Source organism: Serratia sp. Ae19-1 (assembly GCF_059801225.1).
The window spans coordinates 299,983-320,476 of the sequence record NZ_JBCHWD010000005.1; the positions used below are offsets into that span (position 1 = coordinate 299,983).

Annotated in this window: 20 protein-coding genes and 1 other annotated feature (1 of these 21 cut by a window edge); of the genes, 10 read left to right on the forward strand and 10 right to left on the reverse strand. The window is 60.1% G+C overall.

The features are described 5' to 3' along the window. Positions 1-63, reverse strand: a sequence feature (Thr leader region) (it extends 55 nt beyond the left edge of the window). Both thrL and AAIE04_RS16585 read right to left on the reverse strand, forming a co-directional pair. After that, positions 2-88 carry a thr operon leader peptide gene (gene thrL / locus AAIE04_RS16580; RefSeq protein ID WP_071532847.1) on the reverse strand — a complete coding sequence of 29 codons (87 nt, stop codon included), beginning with the start codon at positions 86-88 and terminating at the stop codon, positions 2-4. Its footprint overlaps the feature before it by 62 nt. Positions 89-282: 194 nt before the next feature. Beyond that, the gene (locus AAIE04_RS16585; RefSeq protein WP_019455011.1) at positions 283-969 is read right to left on the reverse strand and encodes a tRNA/rRNA methyltransferase; all 687 of its coding nucleotides are present in this window, start codon (positions 967-969) and stop codon (positions 283-285) included. Between the two features lie 629 nt (positions 970-1,598). Between AAIE04_RS16585 and arcA the strand changes: the two genes are divergently transcribed. Next, the gene (arcA, locus tag AAIE04_RS16590) at positions 1,599-2,315 is read left to right on the forward strand and encodes a two-component system response regulator ArcA (protein WP_004933003.1); all 717 of its coding nucleotides are present in this window, start codon (positions 1,599-1,601) and stop codon (positions 2,313-2,315) included. Between the two features lie 51 nt (positions 2,316-2,366). Here arcA and creA read toward each other — a convergent pair whose 3' ends face one another. Continuing rightward, on the reverse strand, positions 2,367-2,846 hold the full coding sequence (gene creA, locus AAIE04_RS16595; RefSeq protein ID WP_019455010.1) for a protein CreA: 480 nt from the start codon (positions 2,844-2,846) through the stop codon (positions 2,367-2,369). 342 nt (positions 2,847-3,188) lie between these two features. Here creA and robA point away from each other — a divergent pair, with 342 nt between their 5' ends. Beyond that, positions 3,189-4,058, forward strand: a complete 870-nt coding sequence (gene robA, locus AAIE04_RS16600; protein ID WP_019455009.1) for an MDR efflux pump AcrAB transcriptional activator RobA — start codon at positions 3,189-3,191, stop codon at positions 4,056-4,058. Here robA and gpmB read toward each other — a convergent pair. Continuing rightward, positions 4,055-4,702, reverse strand: a complete 648-nt coding sequence (gene gpmB, locus AAIE04_RS16605; protein ID WP_019455008.1) for a 2,3-diphosphoglycerate-dependent phosphoglycerate mutase GpmB — start codon at positions 4,700-4,702, stop codon at positions 4,055-4,057. The two genes, robA and gpmB, sit on opposite strands and share 4 nt — an antisense overlap. A 101-nt stretch (positions 4,703-4,803) precedes the next feature. Here gpmB and yjjX point away from each other — a divergent pair, with 101 nt between their 5' ends. Further along, positions 4,804-5,322, forward strand: a complete 519-nt coding sequence (gene yjjX, locus AAIE04_RS16610; RefSeq protein WP_025159624.1) for an inosine/xanthosine triphosphatase — start codon at positions 4,804-4,806, stop codon at positions 5,320-5,322. 11 nt (positions 5,323-5,333) lie between these two features. Here the strand turns inward: yjjX and trpR are convergent, their stop codons facing one another. After that, positions 5,334-5,663 (reverse strand): trp operon repressor, encoded by a 330-nt coding sequence (trpR, locus tag AAIE04_RS16615; RefSeq protein WP_016929152.1) that lies wholly within the window; start codon positions 5,661-5,663, stop codon positions 5,334-5,336. Positions 5,664-5,717: 54 nt separating this feature from the next. Beyond that, positions 5,718-7,646 (reverse strand): murein transglycosylase, encoded by a 1,929-nt coding sequence (sltY, locus tag AAIE04_RS16620; protein ID WP_498577357.1) that lies wholly within the window; start codon positions 7,644-7,646, stop codon positions 5,718-5,720. A 633-nt stretch (positions 7,647-8,279) separates the two neighbouring features. Here sltY and yfiR point away from each other — a divergent pair. From yfiR to ettA, 4 genes are all read left to right on the forward strand, one after another. Beyond that, entirely contained in the window at positions 8,280-8,891 is a 612-nt protein-coding gene (gene yfiR, locus AAIE04_RS16625; RefSeq protein WP_498577358.1) for a regulatory sequestration protein YfiR, read from the forward strand. Then, positions 8,888-10,135 carry a diguanylate cyclase DgcN/YfiN gene (gene dgcN / locus AAIE04_RS16630; RefSeq protein ID WP_498577359.1) on the forward strand — a complete coding sequence of 416 codons (1,248 nt, stop codon included), beginning with the start codon at positions 8,888-8,890 and terminating at the stop codon, positions 10,133-10,135. The genes yfiR and dgcN overlap by 4 nt, the downstream gene beginning before the upstream one ends. 38 nt (positions 10,136-10,173) lie before the next feature. Further along, the gene (yfiB, locus tag AAIE04_RS16635; RefSeq protein WP_019455003.1) at positions 10,174-10,671 is read left to right on the forward strand and encodes an outer membrane lipoprotein YfiB; all 498 of its coding nucleotides are present in this window, start codon (positions 10,174-10,176) and stop codon (positions 10,669-10,671) included. Between the two features lie 142 nt (positions 10,672-10,813). Next, positions 10,814-12,481, forward strand: coding sequence for an energy-dependent translational throttle protein EttA (ettA, locus tag AAIE04_RS16640; protein ID WP_025159620.1), 1,668 nt, complete (start codon positions 10,814-10,816; stop codon positions 12,479-12,481). Positions 12,482-12,511: 30 nt separating this feature from the next. Here the strand turns inward: ettA and AAIE04_RS16645 are convergent, their stop codons facing one another. Next, complete coding sequence (locus AAIE04_RS16645; protein WP_063918126.1) at positions 12,512-13,417, reverse strand: AraC family transcriptional regulator; 906 nt, start codon at positions 13,415-13,417, stop codon at positions 12,512-12,514. A gap of 162 nt (positions 13,418-13,579) precedes the next feature. On the opposite strand from AAIE04_RS16645, the gene AAIE04_RS16650 reads away from it, so the two are divergent. Together AAIE04_RS16650 and AAIE04_RS16655 are read left to right on the forward strand one after the other, a co-directional pair. Then, on the forward strand, positions 13,580-14,548 hold the full coding sequence (locus AAIE04_RS16650; RefSeq protein WP_019455001.1) for an SDR family NAD(P)-dependent oxidoreductase: 969 nt from the start codon (positions 13,580-13,582) through the stop codon (positions 14,546-14,548). Positions 14,549-14,562: 14 nt separating this feature from the next. Further along, the gene (locus AAIE04_RS16655) at positions 14,563-15,570 is read left to right on the forward strand and encodes an NADP-dependent oxidoreductase (RefSeq protein WP_498577360.1); all 1,008 of its coding nucleotides are present in this window, start codon (positions 14,563-14,565) and stop codon (positions 15,568-15,570) included. An 18-nt stretch (positions 15,571-15,588) separates the two neighbouring features. Here AAIE04_RS16655 and AAIE04_RS16660 read toward each other — a convergent pair whose 3' ends face one another. After that, complete coding sequence (locus AAIE04_RS16660) at positions 15,589-16,500, reverse strand: LysR family transcriptional regulator (RefSeq protein WP_038878520.1); 912 nt, start codon at positions 16,498-16,500, stop codon at positions 15,589-15,591. Between the two features lie 97 nt (positions 16,501-16,597). On the opposite strand from AAIE04_RS16660, the gene AAIE04_RS16665 reads away from it, so the two are divergent. Then, a complete protein-coding gene (locus AAIE04_RS16665; protein ID WP_432525788.1) occupies positions 16,598-17,599 on the forward strand; it encodes a zinc-binding alcohol dehydrogenase family protein in 1,002 nt (333 codons plus the stop codon). 30 nt (positions 17,600-17,629) lie between these two features. On the opposite strand, the gene AAIE04_RS16670 is transcribed toward AAIE04_RS16665, so the two are convergent. Together AAIE04_RS16670 and nadR are read right to left on the reverse strand one after the other, a co-directional pair. Further along, positions 17,630-19,063 (reverse strand): glycosyltransferase family 39 protein, encoded by a 1,434-nt coding sequence (locus AAIE04_RS16670; protein WP_498577361.1) that lies wholly within the window; start codon positions 19,061-19,063, stop codon positions 17,630-17,632. 133 nt (positions 19,064-19,196) lie between these two features. Further along, complete coding sequence (nadR, locus tag AAIE04_RS16675; RefSeq protein ID WP_498577362.1) at positions 19,197-20,468, reverse strand: multifunctional transcriptional regulator/nicotinamide-nucleotide adenylyltransferase/ribosylnicotinamide kinase NadR; 1,272 nt, start codon at positions 20,466-20,468, stop codon at positions 19,197-19,199. Between the last annotated feature and the right edge of the window lie 26 nt (positions 20,469-20,494).

The following is a 20,494-nucleotide window of genomic DNA, read 5'->3' on the forward strand; positions in this document are numbered from 1 at the left end:
GTCAGCCCGCCCCGTTACCTGTGGTATCGGTGGTGGTAATAATTGTGGTATTCAGGCTGATGTTGCGCATGTTGTCTGTCTGTCTCATGAAATGTTCTGTCCCCTCTATTGGTTAAAGCAATCGCTATCCCAAGTCAAACGATTTCTTTTTTTTGCTTATTTTCCGTTCAACGGCATCGTTGCGCGATATCGCAGGTAAAAAGCAAGATGACAGAACAAAAACACGACTTAGCGGCAATTTACCAGTAGATCACACTGAGTAACCACCTGATGGAGCCGCTATCACTTGGCGAGTTTTTTTTCGATGTCGTGCAGCAGCGTATGCAACATCGCCGTATCTCGCTGTTGCAGCGCACCGAGGCGCTGATGCAGCCAGTCGCGCAATTTTTGATCGTCGCCGACATCCAGGGTATTCAACAAAGCATCGGCGCGGCGGCGCAGCGCCTTGAGTTGCCCTTCCGACGCCGTGGTTTCCGGCGCCGTGCTGACGCCCATCAGGCTCGCCAGTTGGTAGCAGTACACCATCACCGCCTGCCCCAGGTTAAGCGACGGGTAATCCGCCTGCATCGGCACGCCGGTCAGCAAATCCGCCAGCGCCAGCTCTTCGTTGGTCAAGCCGGAATCCTCACGGCCAAACACCAACGCGGCCTGGCCGACCCATTGCCGGCGCTCGCTCAGCTGTTCCAGCAGTTCAGGCGGCGTGCAGTAGTAGTGAAAACGCGCGCGGCTGCGGGCGGTGGTGGCGACGGTGAAATCCACGTCCGCCAGCGCCTGTTCCAGCGTGGCGAACGTTTGCACGCCGTCGAGGATCTCGCCGGCCCCGTGTGCCACCCAGCGCGCCGCCGGCTGCAGATGTGCCTCGCTGTCGACGATGCGCAACGAAGCGAAGCCCATGGTTTTCATCGCGCGCGCCGCCGCGCCGACGTTTTCCGGCCGCGCCGGAGCCACTAAAACAATATGAAGCTGCATCACTCATCCACCGAAGGCGAGCCTGCGTTTTTGACGATGGCGCAGCGCCCGCTTATATTTACAATTGCGTAACAATAAACGCGTTAATAGCAACAAACAAGGTTAAACGGCTCGTTGAGCTAATAAACCCGTCGTAATAGTCATTATTCGTGCTTATGTTTTACCTCATTTATTTATCAATGAGTTAAAACAACACGATGATCAATAAGCGAATAATTGTATCCTATCGCACGAGATAATGCTGAATCGTTCACAGAATTTGAGGTTCTGTGACTTAAACTGGCATTTCTGTAAGTGTTTTTCACAAATCTGTTAACGTGCTACAATTGAATTTGATATATGTCAACAAAGCGTAGTTTTGTTGGGTGATGAATTCGGCACGCGCTGTTATATTGCTGTTAATGGGGTTAGGATATGCGCCGTTTTGGCACCTCAGGGGTTGTAGGGAACGGCATCCCCACCAAGCTAGCGATCTTGTTGACATGAGATGGAAAGTGCATCAAGAACGAGTTTACGTACTTTAGTCATTTGCTGAGAGGGAACGTGGCGCTATCTCTGCCCTCCTCTAAGAAAACAGAGACTTCTGTACTTCCGATTTTCTATTTTGTTGGCAATTTTAGGTAGCAAATATGCAGACCCCGCACATTCTGATTGTCGAAGACGAGTTAGTCACTCGTAACACCCTGAAGAGCATTTTCGAGGCGGAAGGCTACATTGTTCATGAAGCCAATGATGGTGCAGAGATGCACAATATCCTGTCCGAAAATGATATCAATCTGGTCATCATGGACATCAACCTGCCGGGCAAAAACGGCCTGCTGTTGGCGCGCGAACTGCGCGAACAGGCCAGCGTTGCCCTGATGTTCCTGACCGGTCGCGATAACGAAGTGGACAAAATCCTCGGCCTGGAAATCGGCGCCGACGATTACATCACTAAACCGTTCAACCCGCGTGAGCTGACTATCCGCGCGCGCAACCTGCTGTCGCGCACCATGAATCTGGGCAGCCTCGGTGAAGAGCGTCGCCTGGTCGAGAGCTACAAGTTCAACGGCTGGGAGCTGGACATCAACAGCCGCTCGCTGATCAGCCCGGCCGGCGAACAGTATAAGCTGCCGCGCAGCGAATTCCGCGCCATGCTGCACTTCTGCGAAAACCCGGGCAAGATCCAATCCCGTGGCGAACTGCTGAAGAAGATGACCGGTCGCGAGCTGAAGCCGCATGACCGCACCGTAGACGTCACCATCCGCCGCATTCGCAAGCACTTCGAATCGACGCCGGACACGCCGGAGATCATCGCCACCATTCACGGCGAAGGCTACCGCTTCTGCGGCGATCTGGAAGAGTAACTCCAGCCTGCCGTCATGAAAACGGGGTTCAGCATGCTGAACCCCGTTTTTTTATTTCGTCTCAGCCCACGGCATGATCGGCACCGCGCTCAGCGCGTTCTTCGGCGAACCGTCGATCACCTTGTCGGAGTAGCTCAGGTAAATCAGCGAATTGCGCTTGGCGTCGTAGAAACGCACCACCTGCAGCTTTTTGAATACCAGCGAAGTGCGTTTCTGGAATACCACATCGCCTTCCGCCTTGCCGTTTTTGATCTTGTCGCTCAGCTCGATAGGCCCCACCTGCTGGCAGGAAATGGCCGCGTCGGCGGTATCTTCCGCCAGCCCCAGGCCGCCTTTGATGCCACCGGTTTTGGCGCGGCTGATATAACAAGTTACATTTTTAACATCAGGATCGTCGAACGCCTCCACCACGATTTTGTGGTCCGGCCCCAATAATTTAAACACCGTATCAACGGAACCGACCTGCTCCGCCTGTGCGCTACCCAGGGTTGCGCAAACCAAACCGAATAATAATATCCAGCTTTTTTTCATTTACTTAACTCCGATATAACCATGCCGCGAAAATAGGCTCGGCGATCACCATTATTTATGTCTAAGCTCACGGAATCGGGTTTTTACGGGTCCGCACCGTCCGTTTTAGCACAGAGCGTGACAAAAATCTTTGAGAGTCGCGGAGGAAAAAAATTGCTATGATGCGGCGTCGTTATTTCTTTGCGCCCACTACGGTGTACCCCAATCCAACTCTGGCGCGGCATGCGCAGCAGAGGCAAAGAGTGCAACGCATAATGGCTCATGGATCGGTCTGATAGCGCAGCACCAGCGTGACGAATCAACAGTTCGGGTTCCTACCCCCAAGCTTTACGAGGAAGATCTATGGATCAAGCCGGTATCATTCGTGATCTGCTTAGCTGGCTGGAAAGCCATTTGGACCAACCCTTGTCGCTGGATAACGTTGCGGCCAAGGCCGGCTACTCCAAATGGCACCTGCAACGGATGTTCAAAGATATTACCGGTAATGCCATCGGTGCTTACATCCGGGCAAGGAGGCTGTCCAAAGCCGCCGTCGCGCTGCGTCTGACCGGCCGGCCGATTTTGGATATCGCCCTGCAATATCGCTTCGACTCACAGCAGACCTTCACCCGCGCCTTCAAAAAACAGTTTGCGCAAACGCCGGCACTCTACCGCCGTGCCGAGGACTGGAACGCGTTCGGCATCTGCCCGCCGATCCGTCTGGGAGCCTTCACCCTGCCGCAGCCGGAGTTCGTCTCGTTGCCGGATAAGCAGCTGGTCGGCCTGACCCAAAGCTACTCCTGTACGCTGGAACAGATCACCACCGTGCGCACCGAATTGCGCTCGCAGTTCTGGCGCCAGTTCCTCGGGGACGTAGAAACCCTGCCGCCGGTGCTGTACGGGCTGCATCACTCACGCCCGAGCCAGGAGAAGGACGACGAGCAGGAAGTGCTGTACACCACGGCGCTGGAGCCGGATCAGGTGCCGGAAAAGGTACAGGACGGCCAGCCACTGGTGCTGCCGGGCGGCGAGTTTGCCATGTTCAGCTATGAAGGGCCTACCGAGGGTCTGCAAGATTTTATTCTGACGGTCTACGGCACCTGCCTGCCGGCGCTCAAACTGACGCGCCGCAAAGGGCACGACATCGAACGTTTCTATCCGAAAGGCGAGCGCCGTCCACATCAGGCGCCTATCGAGATCAAGTGCGATTACCTGATCCCGATTCGGCGTTAACGCTGCAGTTCGTCCAACGCGGGCATGTCCAGATGCGTGACATCGCCCGCCGTTTCAACGATCCAGCCGGAAGCCAGCCACGGGCTTTGCTGGTGGTCGACGCGCGACAGTGAGCAGTTGCGCAAGCGCAAACGGCGTTCCGCATAGGCCGGCAGCCCCAACACCGTACTGATCAAACACCCCAACGCGATGCCATGGCTGACGAGCAGCGGCTTGCTGCCTTCCGGCAACATCAGGCAGCTCTCCAGCGCGGCGCGCATGCGCTCGCCCAGCTCCTCCATGGATTCGCCTTGAGGGATGCGGCCGTCAGGAGTACCATCGACCATCTGTTTGCGCCACTGTTCTTCCTGCGGCGTCAAACTGTCGATCAGGCGTTCTTCCAGAACCCCCATGTGCAGCTCACGCAAACGCGGATCGCAAATCACTTCGCAGCCGCAGGCTTCGGCGATGATCTGCGCGGTGCGGCGCGTGCGCCCCAGATCGCTGGTAATGACGTGCGTGATGCCTTCCTTGCTGACGCGCCTGGCGACCAGGCGAGCCTGGTGCTCACCCATGGCGGTTAACGGGCTGTCGGACTGACCCTGGATGCGGCGAGCCGCGTTCCATTCCGTTTCGCCATGGCGAACGAGGTATACCTGTAACATTTTTGTTTTCCGTTATACTGCGTGAAATTTGCGTTTATCCCCGGCCCGGCGGCGCTGTTGCCGCTGCCCGGCGTATCGGCCAGAAGGATATCAAACCCGTTATGTACCATGTTGTCGCTGCAACTACCAACCCGGCAAAGATCAAGGCTATTCAGTTGGCCTTCGATGACGTCTTTGGCGCGGACCAGTACCGCATTGAATCCGTCGACGTCGCCAGCGGCGTCTCGCTGCAGCCGATAGGCAATCACGAAACCCGCACCGGCTCGCGTCAACGCGTGATGGAAGCGCGCCAGGTCAGGCCCGAGGCCGATTTTTGGGTCGGCGTGGAAGCAGGGATTGAAGAGAATATGACCTTCGCCTGGATGACCGTCGAGAACCCGCACATCCGCGGCGAATCCCGCTCGGCGAGCCTGATGCTGCCGGAAGTCATCTTACAGGGTATTCGTGACGGCCGCGAATTAGGCAGCGAAATGGCGGCGATCACCGGTAACGCCGAGGTGAAGCGTCAGGGCGGTGCCATCGGCGTCTTCACCGACGGCCGGCTGAGCCGCACCAGCGTTTACCATCAAGCGTTGCTGCTGGCGCTGGTGCCGTTCCACAACGCCATCTATCAGCAATAGCGCAGAGCCTGCTAGGGCGCATCGTGCAGCAGCTGCTGCTCAAGCCACTGTTTCAGCGCGGGCGACGCCGCTTTCAGGCTGTTCGAACCGCGGGTGATGGTGGCGATCCCCGCGCCCAGTTCATTTTTCAGCTCGCGTTGGCTCATCTCGCCGCGCATCAATTCCTGAATGATCCGTACCCGGGTGCCCAGCGCGGTGCGTTCGTCCGGCGTCAGCATCAGCTGCAACAGCGGTTGATGCAGTTCTTGCGCAAACGAATTCTGCAGCAGCGCGACGAAGCGCAGCCAATCCTCATTGCCTTGTTCTGAAAGAGCGGGGTCGTTTAACGATAATTGCGTCATGGCAGCCACCATACTATTTAACTAGTACAGCAGCATACCATAGGGCCGTCAAAATCAATAACGTCTCTGCCACTCGGCGTCGGTCAGCACCTTGGCCGGCCGATGCGTCAGGTAGCGGTAAAACGCGTCATAAGCCAGCACGTTCTTGACGTAGCCGCGGGTCTCCGAGAACGGGATGCTTTCGATGAACGCCACCGGATCGATCCGCCCCGCGCTGTTGCCCAGCCAGGTGTTCACCCGCGACGGGCCGGCGTTATAGGCGGCGCTCGACAGAATGCGGTTGCGACCGAACTGCTGATAGACCGACTCCAGATAGCTGGTGCCGATGGTGATGTTGGTCTGCGGGTCGAACAGCTGGCTCGGACCGACATAGCCGGGAATATTGAACATCTGCACCGTATGCTGCGCGGTACGCGGCATGACCTGCATCAGGCCGGAAGCGCCGACCGGCGACTGCGCCTTCGGATTCCAGGCGCTCTCCTGGCGCGCGATCGCCATTGCATAGCTGCTGGTGATCCCCTTGTCATCGGTGGCGCGGCGGAACTCCTGCGGCCAGGCAACCGGGAAACGTTCCTCCAGGTGGTCCCACAGCTTGCCGACGATGGTCGCCTGCACACTCAGATCGGCCCATTTCTGCTCAAAGGCGTAACGCGCCAGCGCCTCTTGTTCAGGCCGGCTGCGGCTGGCGACGTAGGAGCCCCACTCGCTGCGGGCCAGGTTGTCCATGTTCCAGTACATCAGCTCGCGCACCCGGGCAACTTCAGGCCCGTCGGTCAGCGACGCGCGCGGCTTGGCCGCCACCGCCACCATCACCGGGTAAGTGGCGTTCAGCTTCTGCGCCGCCACCATCGGATAGAAGCCGCGTTCGGTCATCAGGTTGCGCAACATCTCCTCGCCTTCGGCGCGTTTGCCTTCGTCCATCAGCTGACTGGCGCGCCAGTAGCGCCACTCATCCTTGTTGCGCGACTCTTCCGGCAAGCGTGCCAGCCAGGTCGCCACCCCCTGCCGATCGCCGTTACCCAGCGCCATGCGCACCCGGCGCTCCAGCAGCGAAGGCGAACGGCTGCGCAGGATCACCTGATCGCGCCATTGCGCCTGCTCGTAGGTGGCATCGCTGCCCATCAGGCGCCAGGCCACCGCCTCTTCCAGCCCCAGCCGCTCGTCGTCGCTCATTTTCTGCAGCCGCGCGAGCGTCGGGATCATCGCCCGCGCGTTTTCCACATCCTGCCGCGCCAGGCGTTCAAAGGCGATGCCGGTGGCGGCGCGGGTAAAGTCGGTCGGCCCCACGCTGCGGGCGAAGGCTTCCACGATGGTCGGATCGTTTTGCAAGCGCACCAGGGCGTTGCCCATGGTCTGATAATCGGCCGGCAGCTGGCTATAGAGGTTGCTGACCAGCGAGCTGTTGCCCTCTTTCAGCGCCAGCTTCATGCGCGCCAGAATATCCAGCGGGGTCTGCTTGCCTGCGCCGCGCCAGACGCTGAACAGCCGATCGCAGGCACCCGGCAGCGTTTTGCCGTTCAGCCACAGCTCGTCGGCACCGCTCCAGGCCGCCTGCTGATCGCCGGTGGCCCATTTGGCGTAGTAATAGTTGCAGCGTGCCGCCACCGGTTTGGGCGGCTGCGGGCTGAAAGCCAACAGGGTGCGCCAGTCTTCGCGACGCGCCAGTTCATTGACGAAGCGCGGCGCCAGTGATTTAGCCGGTGGCAGCGTCGGATTGCGCTTGATGAAGTCGTTCACCTCGGAGAATCCCGCCTGGCTCAAATCCTGAGTCAGCTCGCGGTATTCCAGATAAGGATAAAGCGGGTAATCGCGTAGCGTCGGCATCAACTGCGCCACCACGTCCATCTGATTGCCGTCCCACGCCTGCTTGATCTGCTGGTAGCGCTGACGCTGCGCATCCAGAGAATCCGCCAGCGCCGCGCCAGAAAACGCCGTCAGGCACAGCCCCATCGCCAACAGCCGTCGCTTGTCCACCTTGACCATCCTCGCTCTTTCCTCACAGGTTGTGCCGCAGGAGCCGCCCAGCTCCCCGGTGACCGCCGCGCCACGGCGCCGCGGGACAAAATAAAACCGGGCGCACGGCCCGGACGCAGATATCTACCATAGACAGCGCGATCGCCCATCCATTCAATACTGTAGAAGAAGAAGTGTATCGCCATGGCGGGAGCCAGGTAAAAAACGTTTACTTAGGCTGACAAATCAGGACGCCCGGCTATTTTCGTCAGCCGGATTTTTATTAGCCGACCTCGCAGCTCAGAGACAAGTAAAATACTTTTTAATTATTAGCTATCACATTATTGCATTTACAGGATGGCGCAACCGTTGCGCAAATCGCCTGACAGCTGGCCAAACGCACCAACTTTGCAGAAAAGCGGTGGCAAACCCGAGTGGGCATTTTTATACTATCAAAAATAAGTAGGATAATTCCGAGAAAACAGCACATAAAGCGCCCAACGAAGACATCTTATAATACAATCCGCGCCAATTATGGGTTAGATAGTGTTCATTAGGCAGTGCAACTGACAGCTTTCAGCAAAACGATTGTCCCTGCAAGCGGGCCGGATTTTCCCTTGTCGGGCCACGGCCTGCGGGCGGTGGATCAGACCGGAATGGCGGGTGAAGATGGCGAATAACACCGCGATAGTGATGCGTTGCGCAAAAAGCCCCGTGCCGGGCTTCCTTGCCGCACGTCTGCATATCGGCCGCCTGTTGCTGATCGTCCTGTTGGTTCTGCTGACGTTGCCCGGACCTGCGCACGCCGCCGATGATCCCTATCAAAAGCGCACGCACGCCGTGACGACCGTGGTGGTAGGCATCATCAGCTACGCCCGCTGGTCGCGTGAACCCAATCCTATCCGGTTGTGCGTGACCGCACCCACCCAGTATGCCGAGGGGCTGTTCGATCCGATTCTGCTGAGCGCGCCGCGTCCGATTAAAACTGAACGTGTGCCGTTCGACAGCCCAACGCTGAGTACCGGCTGTGATGTCATCTATCTAGGGAACATCAACGCCGCGCAGAGACAAAATTTCATGCAGCGCATTTCCGGCAACTCCATTCTCAGCATCAGCGAGAACGATAGCGAATGCTCCGCCGGCAGCGCATTCTGCCTGCAGATCGATGGGGATCAGGCCAGCTTCAAGGTCAACCTGGACGCCCTGGCGCGCAGCGGCGTGCGCGTTCACCCCAACGTGCTGCAGCTGGCACGCAAACAGGTGCCGCCGCTATGAGGCTGTTGCGTAAAAACCGTTCCGGCAATGCGCGCCCGACGCTGGGGCGGGTGCTGCAGCGGGTGCATCTTGGGCTGGCGCTGATCGCCGTCGGCACCGCCGGCATCTTTTTGACGCTGGTGGCGCTGTTTGCGCTGCGCGCCTACGCCAACCACAACCTGCACCTGATCGCGCGCTCCATCAGCTATACGGTTGAAGCGGCAGTGGTATTTGGCGATCGCCCCTACATTCGCGAGGCGATGGTGCTGATCGCCTCCAAAGAAGAGGTGTCAGAGGCCAAAATTCTCAACAACGGCGGTGACGTGCTGGCCAGTTGGTCTCGCCCCAAAGATGGCCCGCTGCACGGCATGGAGCAGATTATCGCTCACTGGGCGCTGCCCGAGCCGGTCATCCTGCCGATCTCTCACGAGGGTAAACAGGTCGGCCAGGTCTGGCTGAGCGGCAACGGCGGCAGCCTGCTGCGTTTCCTGCTGCGCGGCCTGGTCGGCATGATCGCCTGCATGGTGCTCAGTACCCTGTGCGCCCTGGTGCTGTCGCGCCGTATGCTGGTCGGCATCGTCAGTTCGTTGGACGACATCGCCAACGTGGCGCATGCGGTGCGCCGCGATCGCACCTTCGGCCTGCGGGTGCCGTCGGCGCCGATCGCCGAACTGCACGAGCTCAGCAACGACTTCAACGGCTTGCTCGACGAGCTGGAGGCCTGGCAGGCCCACCTGAAACAGGAGAACGACTCGCTGGCCCACCGGGCAACGCACGACAGCCTGACCGGCTTGCCGAACCGCGCCTTCTTCGAAGGACGGCTGAGCCGCGCCCTGGGCGATATCGAGCCGTCGGCAAAATTGGCGGTGCTATTTATCGATGGCGATCGCTTCAAGGAAGTGAACGACAGTTACGGCCACGCCGCAGGCGATGCGGTGCTGACCACCATCGCCGGGCGCATTCGCGCGCAGCTGCGTGAAACCGATCTGGTCGCGCGCCTGGGAGGGGATGAGTTCGCCGTGCTGCTGGCGCCGGTGCACAGCACGGAAGATGTCCTGCAGATCGCCGATAATATTATCGACTGCATGACGCAGCCGGTCATTTTGCCGAACGACGAGACGATCATCACCTCTCTGAGTATCGGTATTGCGCTGTACCCTGATCACGCGGCGACGCCTCAGGGTCTTTTGCACGAAGCTGACGATGCAATGTATCAGGCAAAGCATCGTTATCACGGAGGCTGGCGGCTGGCGATACACAAATAAGAGCCGCAGCTATAACACTTGAACTAGGGATTTTGACTATGATACAGCAACTGTTTAAAGGCCGTTTTTCACTGTTGACGATGGTGTTCGTCGCCCTGCTGGCGCTCGCCGGCTGCCAGAGCAAACCGCAGGGGCTGACGCCCGAGCAGGTCGCGCTGCTGCAGTCGCAGGGCTTCAAACTGACCGACAACGGCTGGGAGTTCGGCCTGTCGGATAAAGTGCTGTTCGGCAACAACATCGGCAAGCTGAACCCGGAAAGCACCGAGACGGTGCAGAAGATGGGGCGCGCGCTGCTGAGCGTCGGCATCACCAAATTCCGTCTGGACGGCCATACCGACAACTACGGCGAAGACAGCTATAACGACCAGCTCTCCCTGCGCCGCGCCGATGCGGTGGCCGATCTGCTGGCCAGCGTCGGCATTCCGCGCGCCAATATCGAAACCCGCGGCATGGGCAAACGCGATCCCGTCGCCGACAACCGCACCTCCAGCGGCCGCGCGGAAAACCGCCGCGTCGCGATCGTCGTCACGCCATAAGCCACCAATATGCGCCTTTATCGGCGCATAAACGGTTATACTTAGCGATCGCTGAGCGATGTCTGGGATCCGAGATCGAAACGGGCTACACTCATGCCGCCAGACATCCTATAAATACTGATATAGAGAGGCTTAGAGCAACGTGGCTCAATACGTCTATACCATGCACCGCGTCGGCAAGGTGGTACCGCCGAAGCGTCATATTTTGAAAAACATCTCCCTGAGCTTCTTCCCTGGGGCAAAAATCGGCGTACTGGGCCTGAACGGCGCCGGTAAGTCCACCCTGCTGCGCATCATGGCCGGCATCGATACCGATATCGAAGGGGAAGCGCGCCCGCAGCCGGGCATCAAGATCGGTTACCTGCCGCAGGAGCCGCAGCTTAACCTCGAACACACCGTGCGTGAGTCGGTGGAAGAAGCGCTGGCGGAAGTGGTCGGCGCGCTGAAACGCCTGGACGAAGTGTACGCGCTGTACGCGGAAGAAGGCGCAGACTTCGACAAGCTGGCCGCCGAACAGGGCCGCCTGGAAGAGATCATTCAGGCGCACGACGGCCACAACCTCAACGCACAGCTGGAGCGCGCCGCCGATGCGCTGCGCCTGCCGGACTGGGACGCCAAAATCGCCCACCTGTCCGGCGGTGAACGCCGCCGCGTGGCGCTGTGCCGCCTGCTGCTGGAAAAACCGGACATGCTGCTGCTGGACGAACCGACCAACCACCTGGACGCCGAGTCCGTGGCCTGGCTGGAACGCTTCCTGCACGACTTCGAAGGCACCGTCGTCGCGATCACCCACGACCGTTACTTCCTGGACAACGTCGCCGGCTGGATCCTCGAGCTGGACCGTGGCGAGGGTATTCCTTGGGAAGGCAACTACTCGTCCTGGCTGGAGCAGAAAGACGCGCGTCTGGCGCAGGAAGCATCCGCCGAAGCCGCTCGCCGCAAGTCGATCGAGAAAGAGCTGGAGTGGGTGCGTCAGGGTGCCAAAGGCCGTCAGTCCAAAGGCAAGGCCCGTCTGGCCCGCTTTGAAGAGCTGAACAACACCGAATACCAAAAACGTAACGAAACCAACGAACTGTTCATTCCGCCTGGCGCACGCCTGGGCGATAAAGTGGTCGAAGTCAGCAACCTGCGTAAGTCCTATGGCGACCGCCTGTTGATCGACGACCTGTCGTTCTCGGTGCCGAAAGGCGCGATCGTCGGCATCATCGGCCCGAACGGCGCGGGTAAATCCACGCTGTTCCGCATGATGTCCGGCCAGGAGCAGCCTGATTCCGGCAGCATCGTGCTGGGCGACACCGTCAAGCTGGCGTCCGTCGATCAGTTCCGCGACAGCATGGACGGTTCGAAAACCGTCTGGGAAGAAGTCTCCGGCGGGCAGGACATCATGCGCATCGGCAACACCGAGATGCCAAGCCGCGCCTATGTCGGCCGCTTCAACTTCAAGGGCGTCGATCAGGGCAAACGCGTGGGCGAGCTGTCCGGCGGTGAGCGTGGCCGTCTGCACCTGGCCAAGCTGCTGCAGGTTGGCGGCAACGTACTGCTGCTCGATGAACCGACCAACGACCTGGATATCGAAACCCTGCGCGCGCTGGAAAACGCCCTGCTGGAATTCCCTGGCTGCGCCATGGTGATCTCGCACGACCGTTGGTTCCTCGACCGTATCGCCACCCATATCCTGGACTACCAGGACGAAGGCAAGGTGGAATTCTTCGAAGGTAACTTCACCGAGTACGAAGAGTACAAGAAGCGTACGCTGGGCGCCGACGCGCTCGAGCCGCACCGCATCAAGTACAAAAAGATCGCCAAGTGATCCGAAAGGCGCCGCATGCGGCGCCTTTTTTTATGCCCGTGTCCGGCGATACTCGCGCGGCGAGCACGCCATCATTCTCTTAAAGGCGTGGCTGAACGCGCTGTCTGAATCGTATCCCAAGCGCTGCGCGATGGCGGACACCGGTTCGCTGCCGGTACGCAAAGCCCGTGCAGCCAACAGCATGCGCCAGCGCGACACATACTCTAACGGCGCCATGCCAGCCTTCTGCTTAAAGCGCAACGCCAACGTCGAGCGGGAAACGCTCGCAGCGGCGGCCAGCGACGCCACCGTCCAGCGCCGGCCAGGATCTGCATGCACCGCCTGCATCGCGGCGCCGATGCGCGGATCGAACAAGGCGGGCAGCCAACCGGACGCCACGCTCTCTTCTCCCATCAGGTACATCCGCAGCGCCTGAGTCAACATGATCTGCCCCAGATGGTGTACCATCGAGGCACTGCCCGGTGAAGGCTTCAGCAGCTCGCCCGCCAGCCGCTGCAACGCCCATTGCAACACCGCGGCCTCTTCAGTGCCGCCTCGAATCACCATCAGCGCCGGCAAAGTACCCAATAACCGCTCCACCTCCTCGCCGAAGGTAAAACGCCCGCCGATAAACAGACAATCCTCCGCCTCGCCACAGCTCGCCACGCCGTTTTTTGCCTGCAGATAAAGTGCGTCAGCATCGAGTGCTGGCAGCGACAGATCGCTGCCAACGGTGACCGGCAAGCTGCGGGTCAGCAACAAACAGTCGCCGGCCGCCAGCCACAGCGGTTCGGCCAGCCCTTCCGCCGCCAGCCAACAGCCGCCACGCACCACAGCGTTGAACTTCCCGCTCTGCGGCGCAGGAAAATGAACGGCCCAGTCGCCGCCGGCCTTCAGGCCGCCGAAAAACGCATTCTGGCTGTTCAACGGCGCAAGCACTTCCGATAAAGGATCCATACCCTCTCCCCCTAAAGCCCTTTCAAGAGCATAGCCCGTGCGATGCTCCAGCCAAAGATTTTAGGACGATGGCGACAGAAATTAGGTTCTTGTTGCATTCAGCCGCCGATAACGCCGACTTACACTCCCAGTGTCACAGTCAACTGCAGCGAGGAATTCCCAATGAACAGACAAGTGCCCCTCAACTCCGGCTTCAACGCTACCACCACCGCCGCCGACGTGCTCAAAGACCGTCAACTGGCCGGCATGACAGCGCTGGTGACCGGCGGTCATTCCGGCCTGGGGTTGGAAACGACTCGCGCTTTGACGCAGGCGGGGGCGAAGGTGATCGTCGCCGCCCGCGACCCCGTTATCGCCCACACGCGTCTGGCCATCGCCGGCATCAGCAACGCTGAGGTTTATGAGCTTGATTTGGCCGATCTGAGCAACATCAAAGGGTTCACGCAACAACTTCTGGCGACAGACGTCCACCTCGATATGTTGATCTGCGGCGCCGGCATCATGGCCTGTCCTGAAACCCGTATCGGCCCAGGCTGGGAGGCTCAATTCGCGATCAACCACCTGGGGCATTACGCTTTGGTGAACCACCTCTGGCCGGCGTTGATGGGCGACGCCCGCGTTGTCGTCATCTCCTCTTCCGGTCACCATGCCAGTGCCATACGCTGGAATGACGTCCAATTTCACAGCGGCTATGACAAGTGGCTGGCCTATGGCCAATCGAAAACCGCTAACGCGCTCTTCGCCCTGCAGCTTGACAAGCTGGGGAAAAATGCTGGCGTGCGCGCCTTCTCGCTGCATCCCGGCATGATCCCAACGCCGCTGCAGCGCTATCTCTCTCAGGAAGAGATGCTCGCGTTGGACTGGATCGACGCCGACGGCAAACCCGCCCACCCGGAAATGCTGAAAACCCCGCAACAAGGCGCGGCAACCCAGGTTTGGGCGGCGACATCGCCTCAACTCAATGGCCTTGGCGGATTGTATTGCGAAGATTGCGATGTCGCCCGGCGCAACGATGACAACGGCTTTTCCTTCAGCGGCGTAAAAAGCTACGCCGTCGATCCTGAACAAGCCCAACGCCTGTGGAAACTGTCGGCGCAACTCACCGGTGTCGATGCCTTCGGCAAGATTTAAACAGGGGACCTTCTATGCAGAATCGTCAAATCATCCTCGCTAAACTCCCGCAAGGAAAGCTGACCCTCGATTGTTTTCAGACTCGAGAGGCCCCCATGCCGCTCCCCGGCCCCGAAGAGGTGCTGTTGCGCACGCTTTACGTGCCACTGGATGCGGCCAGCAGAGCCTGGATGCAGGGCGTCACCTATCGTTCCGGATTGCAGGCGGGAGACGTCATGGCCGCAACCGCGCTGGCCGAAGTCGTCGAGTCGCGCTCTCCCCTGCTGGCCGCCGGAGATTTAGTGCTGGCGGAAACCGGCTGGCAAACCTTTGCGGCCGTACCGGCGGCTGGCGCGCTCAAGCAGTCGGACATCGTTCCGCATACGCACTTGCTCAGCGTTTACGGCGTGCCTGGACTCACCGCTTACTTCGGTCTGCTGGAATGCGGACGCCCAGAGGCCGGTGAAACCGTCGTCGTATCCGCCGCCGCGGGGGCGGTAGGCATGTTCGCCGGACAAATCGCCCGGCTTCGCGGCTGCCGCACGGTGGGCATTGCCGGCGGCGGCGCCAAAACGGCTCTGCTGACGGACAGACTGGGTTTCGACGCGGCGATAAATTATAAGAAGGAAAATCTGCATGACGCCCTGCGCCGCTCGTGTCCCAACGGCATCGATGTGCTGTTCGATAACGTCGGCGGCGATATTTTGGCGGCCAGCCTGCCGCATATGGCGAAGCATGGACGCATCGTTTGCTGCGGTGCGGTGTCGCAGTACGATACGGCCTTCCCGCCGGCAGCGCCTGCCGGGATACCCGGTTTGCTGATCGTCAACAGTTTGACGATGCGGGGATTCCTGTTGGCCGATTTCCTTCATCGGCAAGAACAGGCGCTGGCGGCACTCGCGGCCTGGGTCGCTGAGGAAAAACTCGCAATTATCGAAGACCTGATCACCGGTTTCGAGCTGCTGCCCGCCGCACTGATCGGCCTGCTGGCGGGTGAAAATAGAGGGAAACGCATCGTTCAGGTGGCGCGGCGCGCCGCCTGAACCTAAACGCGCCCGCCGTCACTCCCGCGCCAGCTCGCGCGCGTAGTCGTCGAACGCCGGGTGCTGCAGCACCACATCAATGAAACAGGCCAGCGCCGGGGAGTTCAGCTTGCGGCTCGGGTAGACCAGATACAGCTCGTTGCCCTCCGCACGCCACGCCGGCAGCACTTCCACCAACAGCTTCTGCGCCACCACCTCACGGCTGAGAAACGCCGGCAGCAGCGTAATGCCGGCGCCGGCGATAGCGCATTCGCGCGCATACAGCAGGTTGTCGGTGGTGTGCGCCAGCGGCAACTGCCAGCGGTAGTAATCGTCGCCGCAACGCAGGTTCCAGGCCGTCCAGGCGCGATGGGCGATGCAGCGGTGCTGCTGCAGCTGTTGCGGATGTTCGATCGGCGGGTGCTGCGCCAGATAGGACGGCGCAGCCAGCAGATAGCGCGGCGCATAGCCGAGGCGGCGGCCGATCAGCGAAGAATCCTGCGGCTTGCCGGTGCGCAGCGCGGCGTCGAAACCTTCCTGCACCAGATCCACCATCGCGTCGGACACCGACACCTCCAGCGAAACGTCCGGGTACTGGCGTTGAAAATCCGCCGCCAGCCGCGCCACCAGGGTCGCGCCCAGCCCGGCCGGCGTCGAGATGCGCAGGCGCCCGCTCGGGTTATCGCGCAGCCGCTGCAGCGCCAGATCGGCCCGCTCGGCGGCGGACATCATCGCCTGACAATGCTCCAGATAGCGCTCGCCGGCGAAGGTGAGATTTAACTGGCGCGTGGTGCGATTGAGCAGCCGTAGCCCCAGCGTCTGCTCAAGCTGGCTGATACGCTGGCTGACGCTGGATTTCGGCAGCCCGACGCGCTGCGCGGCGGCGGTGAAGCTGCCGCATTCCGCCACCAGCGCGAACAGCGCCATGTCCTGCAGCTGTTTGAATTCCATTGTTCACCTTAAACGAACACTCAGTTAGATATTGTCCATCTTATCACTCCACTATCGCGGGTCTACACTGTGGGCATCATTTGAAAGGAGTACAACCATGTCGATAAAAGCCATTGCCGTAGACCCGCAGAACCCTGCCGGTTTCATCGAAATCTCACCGGAGATGCCGATTCCCGGTCAGTACGATCTGCTGGTGGAAGTGAAAGCGGTGTCGGTTAACCCGGTGGATACTAAAGTGCACGCCGGCCTGCAGAAAAGCGGCCTGCAGCAGCCGCGCATTCTCGGCTGGGACGCCAGCGGCGTCGTGGTGAGCGCAGGCAGCAGCGTCAGCGGCTTCAAGCCCGGCGATGAAGTGTGGTACGCCGGCGACATCACCCGCCCCGGCAGCAACAGCAGCCACCAACTGATCGACTCACGCATCGCCGCGCACAAACCGCGCAGCCTGAACTGGGCCGAGTCCGCCGCCATGCCGCTGACCGCCCTCACCGCCTGGGAGGCGCTGTTCGAACACCTGAATATTCAGGACGCGCCGGAGCACAAGACGCTGCTGATCATCGGCGGCGCCGGCGGCGTAGGCTCGTTGGCGATCCCGCTGGCCGCGCTGCGCAGCAAGGTGAAAGTGATCGCCACCGCCTCAAGGCCTGAATCCGCCGCCTGGTGCCTCGAACGCGGCGCCGATCTGGTGGTGGATTACCGCGATTTGAAGGGCAACCTGGCGCAGCACGGCATCGAGCAGGTGGATTACATCCTGTGTCTGAACGATACCGACGGCCATTGGCCGGCGATGGCCGAGCTGGTCGCGCCGCTGGGCCATATCTGCACCATCGTCGAGAACGCGCAGCCGCTGGACCAAAACGCGCTGAAGCTGAAGAGCGCCGCGCTGCACTGGGAGTTCATGTTCACCCGCAGCATGTTCAGCACCCCGGACATCGCCCAGCAGGGCAAGATCCTGCAGCAGGTGGCGCAGCTGCTGGACGACGGCAAGCTGAGCACCACGCTGAGCGAAACCCTGCACGGGCTGACGGTGGAAACGCTGACCGCCGCGCATCAACAACTGCTCGGCGGCCATATGCAAGGCAAGCTGGTTATCGCGTACTGAGCCAACTCGCGGCGGCGCACAGCGCCGCCGTTACTGCGGCCGCACGAACCCGACGCATAGCCGTTGCTCATCGGCGTACGGATCGGAACGGAACGTCATATTCTGCTGCCAGTCGAGGCGCATCTTCGGCCAGTGGGCCAGCTCCCCGCCGAAATCGCTGTGCGCGCAATCGTCACCCAACCGGCCGAACAGGGCGACGCCATGCTGGGCAATCTGCGGATAGCTGATGTTGGCGTTGTAGATATTTGGCCGCGCATGATTGGACCAGCGCGTAATGGTTTGTGGCCGGGAATCGGCATACACCGTCATCCATTGCGACAGATACTCACCGCCGACGTAGCGCAGATCGACGCCGTAGCGCTCTCGCCAATGCTGTTCCACTTCACTGCTGAAGGCCTTGATGCCCACCATCTTCTGGCCGGCGTTGCGCACGTTGCCCACCATCACTGCGGCATACCCCAGATAGACCGCCAGCGCCGCGCACATCAGCCCAATGGTCGCCGCGTGCAGCGAACGCACCGGCGGTTGACGCACGCAGCCGACCAGCAGCGCGGGCGCCAGCATGAAGAACGGCTGCAGCCACTCGGTCAGCCGGCCGCCGACGTTGAAGGAAAACCAGAAGGTGATGATGCCGAGCGGCAGCAGATAGATCCACAGCAGCACCCGCATCGGCAACGCCTTCGGCCAGGCCAGCACCGCCCCGCTACGGCGCAGGATCCACCACAGCACCAGCGACGGATAGAACACCAGCAGCAGCGACTGCAGCATGTCGAGATTGAGCTGCATCTTGATCTGCGAATCGACCCACTTGAAGGCGGCGAAGTCGTGATTCCACAGCCATACCACGTTCGGCAGCACCAGCGCCAACCAGATCGCCACCGCCAGATAGAACTGCGGCTGGCGATAGCAGCGGCGAACCTGCGGCACGAACAACGTCGACAGCGCCGCGAAGTAAACGAAGGCGAAGGTCGAGTACTTGGCCATCATCGCCAGACCGGCGACCAACGCGAAGGCCGGCCACCAATTGGCCGAACGGGAGATCGCCATATGGAAGAACAGCGCCATCCACGGCCACAGCATCACCAACAGGTAATTGTCGTTATAGGGAATGATGTCGAAATTGATGATGCCGGACAGGTTGAGCGTCAGCAGCGCCATCCAAGCCAGCGAGGTGCTGCCGCTCAGGCGTCGCGCCAACAGCCAGACGCCCAACATGCCGATGGCGATGGCGATGAAGTGCCCGCCATACCAGTAAACGTTCAGCGGCAGCCACGACAGCCAAATCGCCGGATGCATCGCCGCACCGACCAGCCACGGGTTTTTCGGTGAGCCCCACTCGCCGTTGAGGCCCCAGTTGAGCGCCTCGACGGCGTCGTAAGGCAGGGTAGGATCAAGATGAACCGTCAGCAGCGTCCAGGCTGCGGCATAGCAGACCAACCAGAGAGCAAGTAAGCGATAAGACATGTCTTCTTCTAAGCGTTATTGTAAAGAAAATCTTAACTTAGTCGCTGTCGAATGAACCATGTTTAAACAAGCCGTTAAATGTGCGCCCGGGTGGCGTTTCTACCGCCGCGATCGCACATTCAGCTAATTCTGCTCAGCCTGCGGCGTGGCGAGAAGCGGGCGCGCTCAACCGGCCGGCGTCCGCCGCCAGCAGCTGTTGCACCAGCTCGACGCAGCGCAGGAAACGCTCCTCGTAATCGCTGGATTCAACGTGCACATACTCGATATTGTTGGCGCGCAGCATCTCCTCCAGCAGGCGCTGGAACGCCAGCCGATCGGCGGTGCTGCCGAGGCTGCGCAGGCCGTCCGCCACCCACGGCGTATTGTTTTCCAGCAGGATCACCAGATCGAAACGGTATTCGTCGATCAGCGCCTGCACGAAGGGGTGTTCACGCCCTTCGTACTTTTTGCAAAACGCCTGGGTGGTGACGAAATCGGTATCGATAAACGCCACCTTGTTGGCGTACTTGACCGCAAAATCCACGTATTGCGCCTGCCCGAGGGCGATTTTGTCATAGTCGGAGTACTGCAGCGCCATCTCGTCGCCGCCCAGATGCGAAAACACATAGTCGCGGCCATATTCCCAGGCGCTGGTGGTGTTGAAGATGTTGGCCAGTTTGTTGACCAGCGTCGACTTGCCGCTCGACTCGCCGCCGAGGATCGCCACGGTACGCACGAAGAACGGCTTCACCTCGGTCGGGATGTAATCCCAATAGCGGAACGGATCCTGGCGGATCTGATTGCCGCTGATGTTCATGAATGAACGCTCGGGGTCGACCAGAATGGTTTCGATGCCCAGATGCTCGCGGTAACGCGGCGCATCCTGCGCTTCGCTGGAATAGATGAAGCTCGGCACGATGCCCTTCTGTTCCATAAAGGCCTTCATGCCGTCGCTCCATACGTTCCAGCCCTGCGGGTAGGGTTCGATGCCCTGCTCGTCGAATGAGTGGATATGGATGTTTTTCTGGTACTTGAAGGTCTGCAGCAGCCAGCGCAGGCGATCGCTGACCGTCGGCTGTTGCGACATCGAACTGTTCTCGAACAGTTCGCGGTCGCGCGGCTCGTCATGGCACAAAATGACGTGCAGCTCATCCACCTGGCTGCAGGCGCGCTGGATCAGATAGATGTGGCCGGTGTGCAGCGGGTAAAATTTACCAAACACCACACCGACTTTGACCTCTTTGCGCGGGAACTCAAGCCCGAGAAAACGGTGCAGCGCCTCCAGCTTTTGCGCGCTCGGGCTTTTGATCTTGTCGTTCAACAGCTGGCTGAGATAGCCTTTGGTCATGCCGCTGGCATCCGCCACCTGCTGCAAAGTACAGCCTTTTTGCTTGATGGACGTCTTCAGGTAATCAAATTGCGGCATGGCCACCTCCGTTTAGTATGCTAAAC

Bases quoted from the DNA above. Each gene is read 5' to 3' on its own strand.
- thrL (WP_071532847.1), bottom strand. From the start codon at position 88: ATGAGACAGACAGACAACATGCGCAACATCAGCCTGAATACCACAATT.
- AAIE04_RS16585 (WP_019455011.1), bottom strand. From the start codon at position 969: ATGCAGCTTCATATTGTTTTAGTGGCTCCGGCGCGGCCGGAAAACGTC.
- arcA (WP_004933003.1), top strand. From the start codon at position 1,599: ATGCAGACCCCGCACATTCTGATTGTCGAAGACGAGTTAGTCACTCGT.
- creA (WP_019455010.1), bottom strand. From the start codon at position 2,846: ATGAAAAAAAGCTGGATATTATTATTCGGTTTGGTTTGCGCAACCCTG.
- robA (WP_019455009.1), top strand. From the start codon at position 3,189: ATGGATCAAGCCGGTATCATTCGTGATCTGCTTAGCTGGCTGGAAAGC.
- gpmB (WP_019455008.1), bottom strand. From the start codon at position 4,702: ATGTTACAGGTATACCTCGTTCGCCATGGCGAAACGGAATGGAACGCG.
- yjjX (WP_025159624.1), top strand. From the start codon at position 4,804: ATGTACCATGTTGTCGCTGCAACTACCAACCCGGCAAAGATCAAGGCT.
- trpR (WP_016929152.1), bottom strand. From the start codon at position 5,663: ATGACGCAATTATCGTTAAACGACCCCGCTCTTTCAGAACAAGGCAAT.
- sltY (WP_498577357.1), bottom strand. From the start codon at position 7,646: ATGGTCAAGGTGGACAAGCGACGGCTGTTGGCGATGGGGCTGTGCCTG.
- dgcN (WP_498577359.1), top strand. From the start codon at position 8,888: ATGAGGCTGTTGCGTAAAAACCGTTCCGGCAATGCGCGCCCGACGCTG.
- yfiB (WP_019455003.1), top strand. From the start codon at position 10,174: ATGATACAGCAACTGTTTAAAGGCCGTTTTTCACTGTTGACGATGGTG.
- AAIE04_RS16645 (WP_063918126.1), bottom strand. From the start codon at position 13,417: ATGGATCCTTTATCGGAAGTGCTTGCGCCGTTGAACAGCCAGAATGCG.
- AAIE04_RS16650 (WP_019455001.1), top strand. From the start codon at position 13,580: ATGAACAGACAAGTGCCCCTCAACTCCGGCTTCAACGCTACCACCACC.
- AAIE04_RS16655 (WP_498577360.1), top strand. From the start codon at position 14,563: ATGCAGAATCGTCAAATCATCCTCGCTAAACTCCCGCAAGGAAAGCTG.
- AAIE04_RS16660 (WP_038878520.1), bottom strand. From the start codon at position 16,500: ATGGAATTCAAACAGCTGCAGGACATGGCGCTGTTCGCGCTGGTGGCG.
- AAIE04_RS16665 (WP_432525788.1), top strand. From the start codon at position 16,598: ATGTCGATAAAAGCCATTGCCGTAGACCCGCAGAACCCTGCCGGTTTC.
- AAIE04_RS16670 (WP_498577361.1), bottom strand. From the start codon at position 19,063: ATGTCTTATCGCTTACTTGCTCTCTGGTTGGTCTGCTATGCCGCAGCC.
- nadR (WP_498577362.1), bottom strand. From the start codon at position 20,468: ATGCCGCAATTTGATTACCTGAAGACGTCCATCAAGCAAAAAGGCTGT.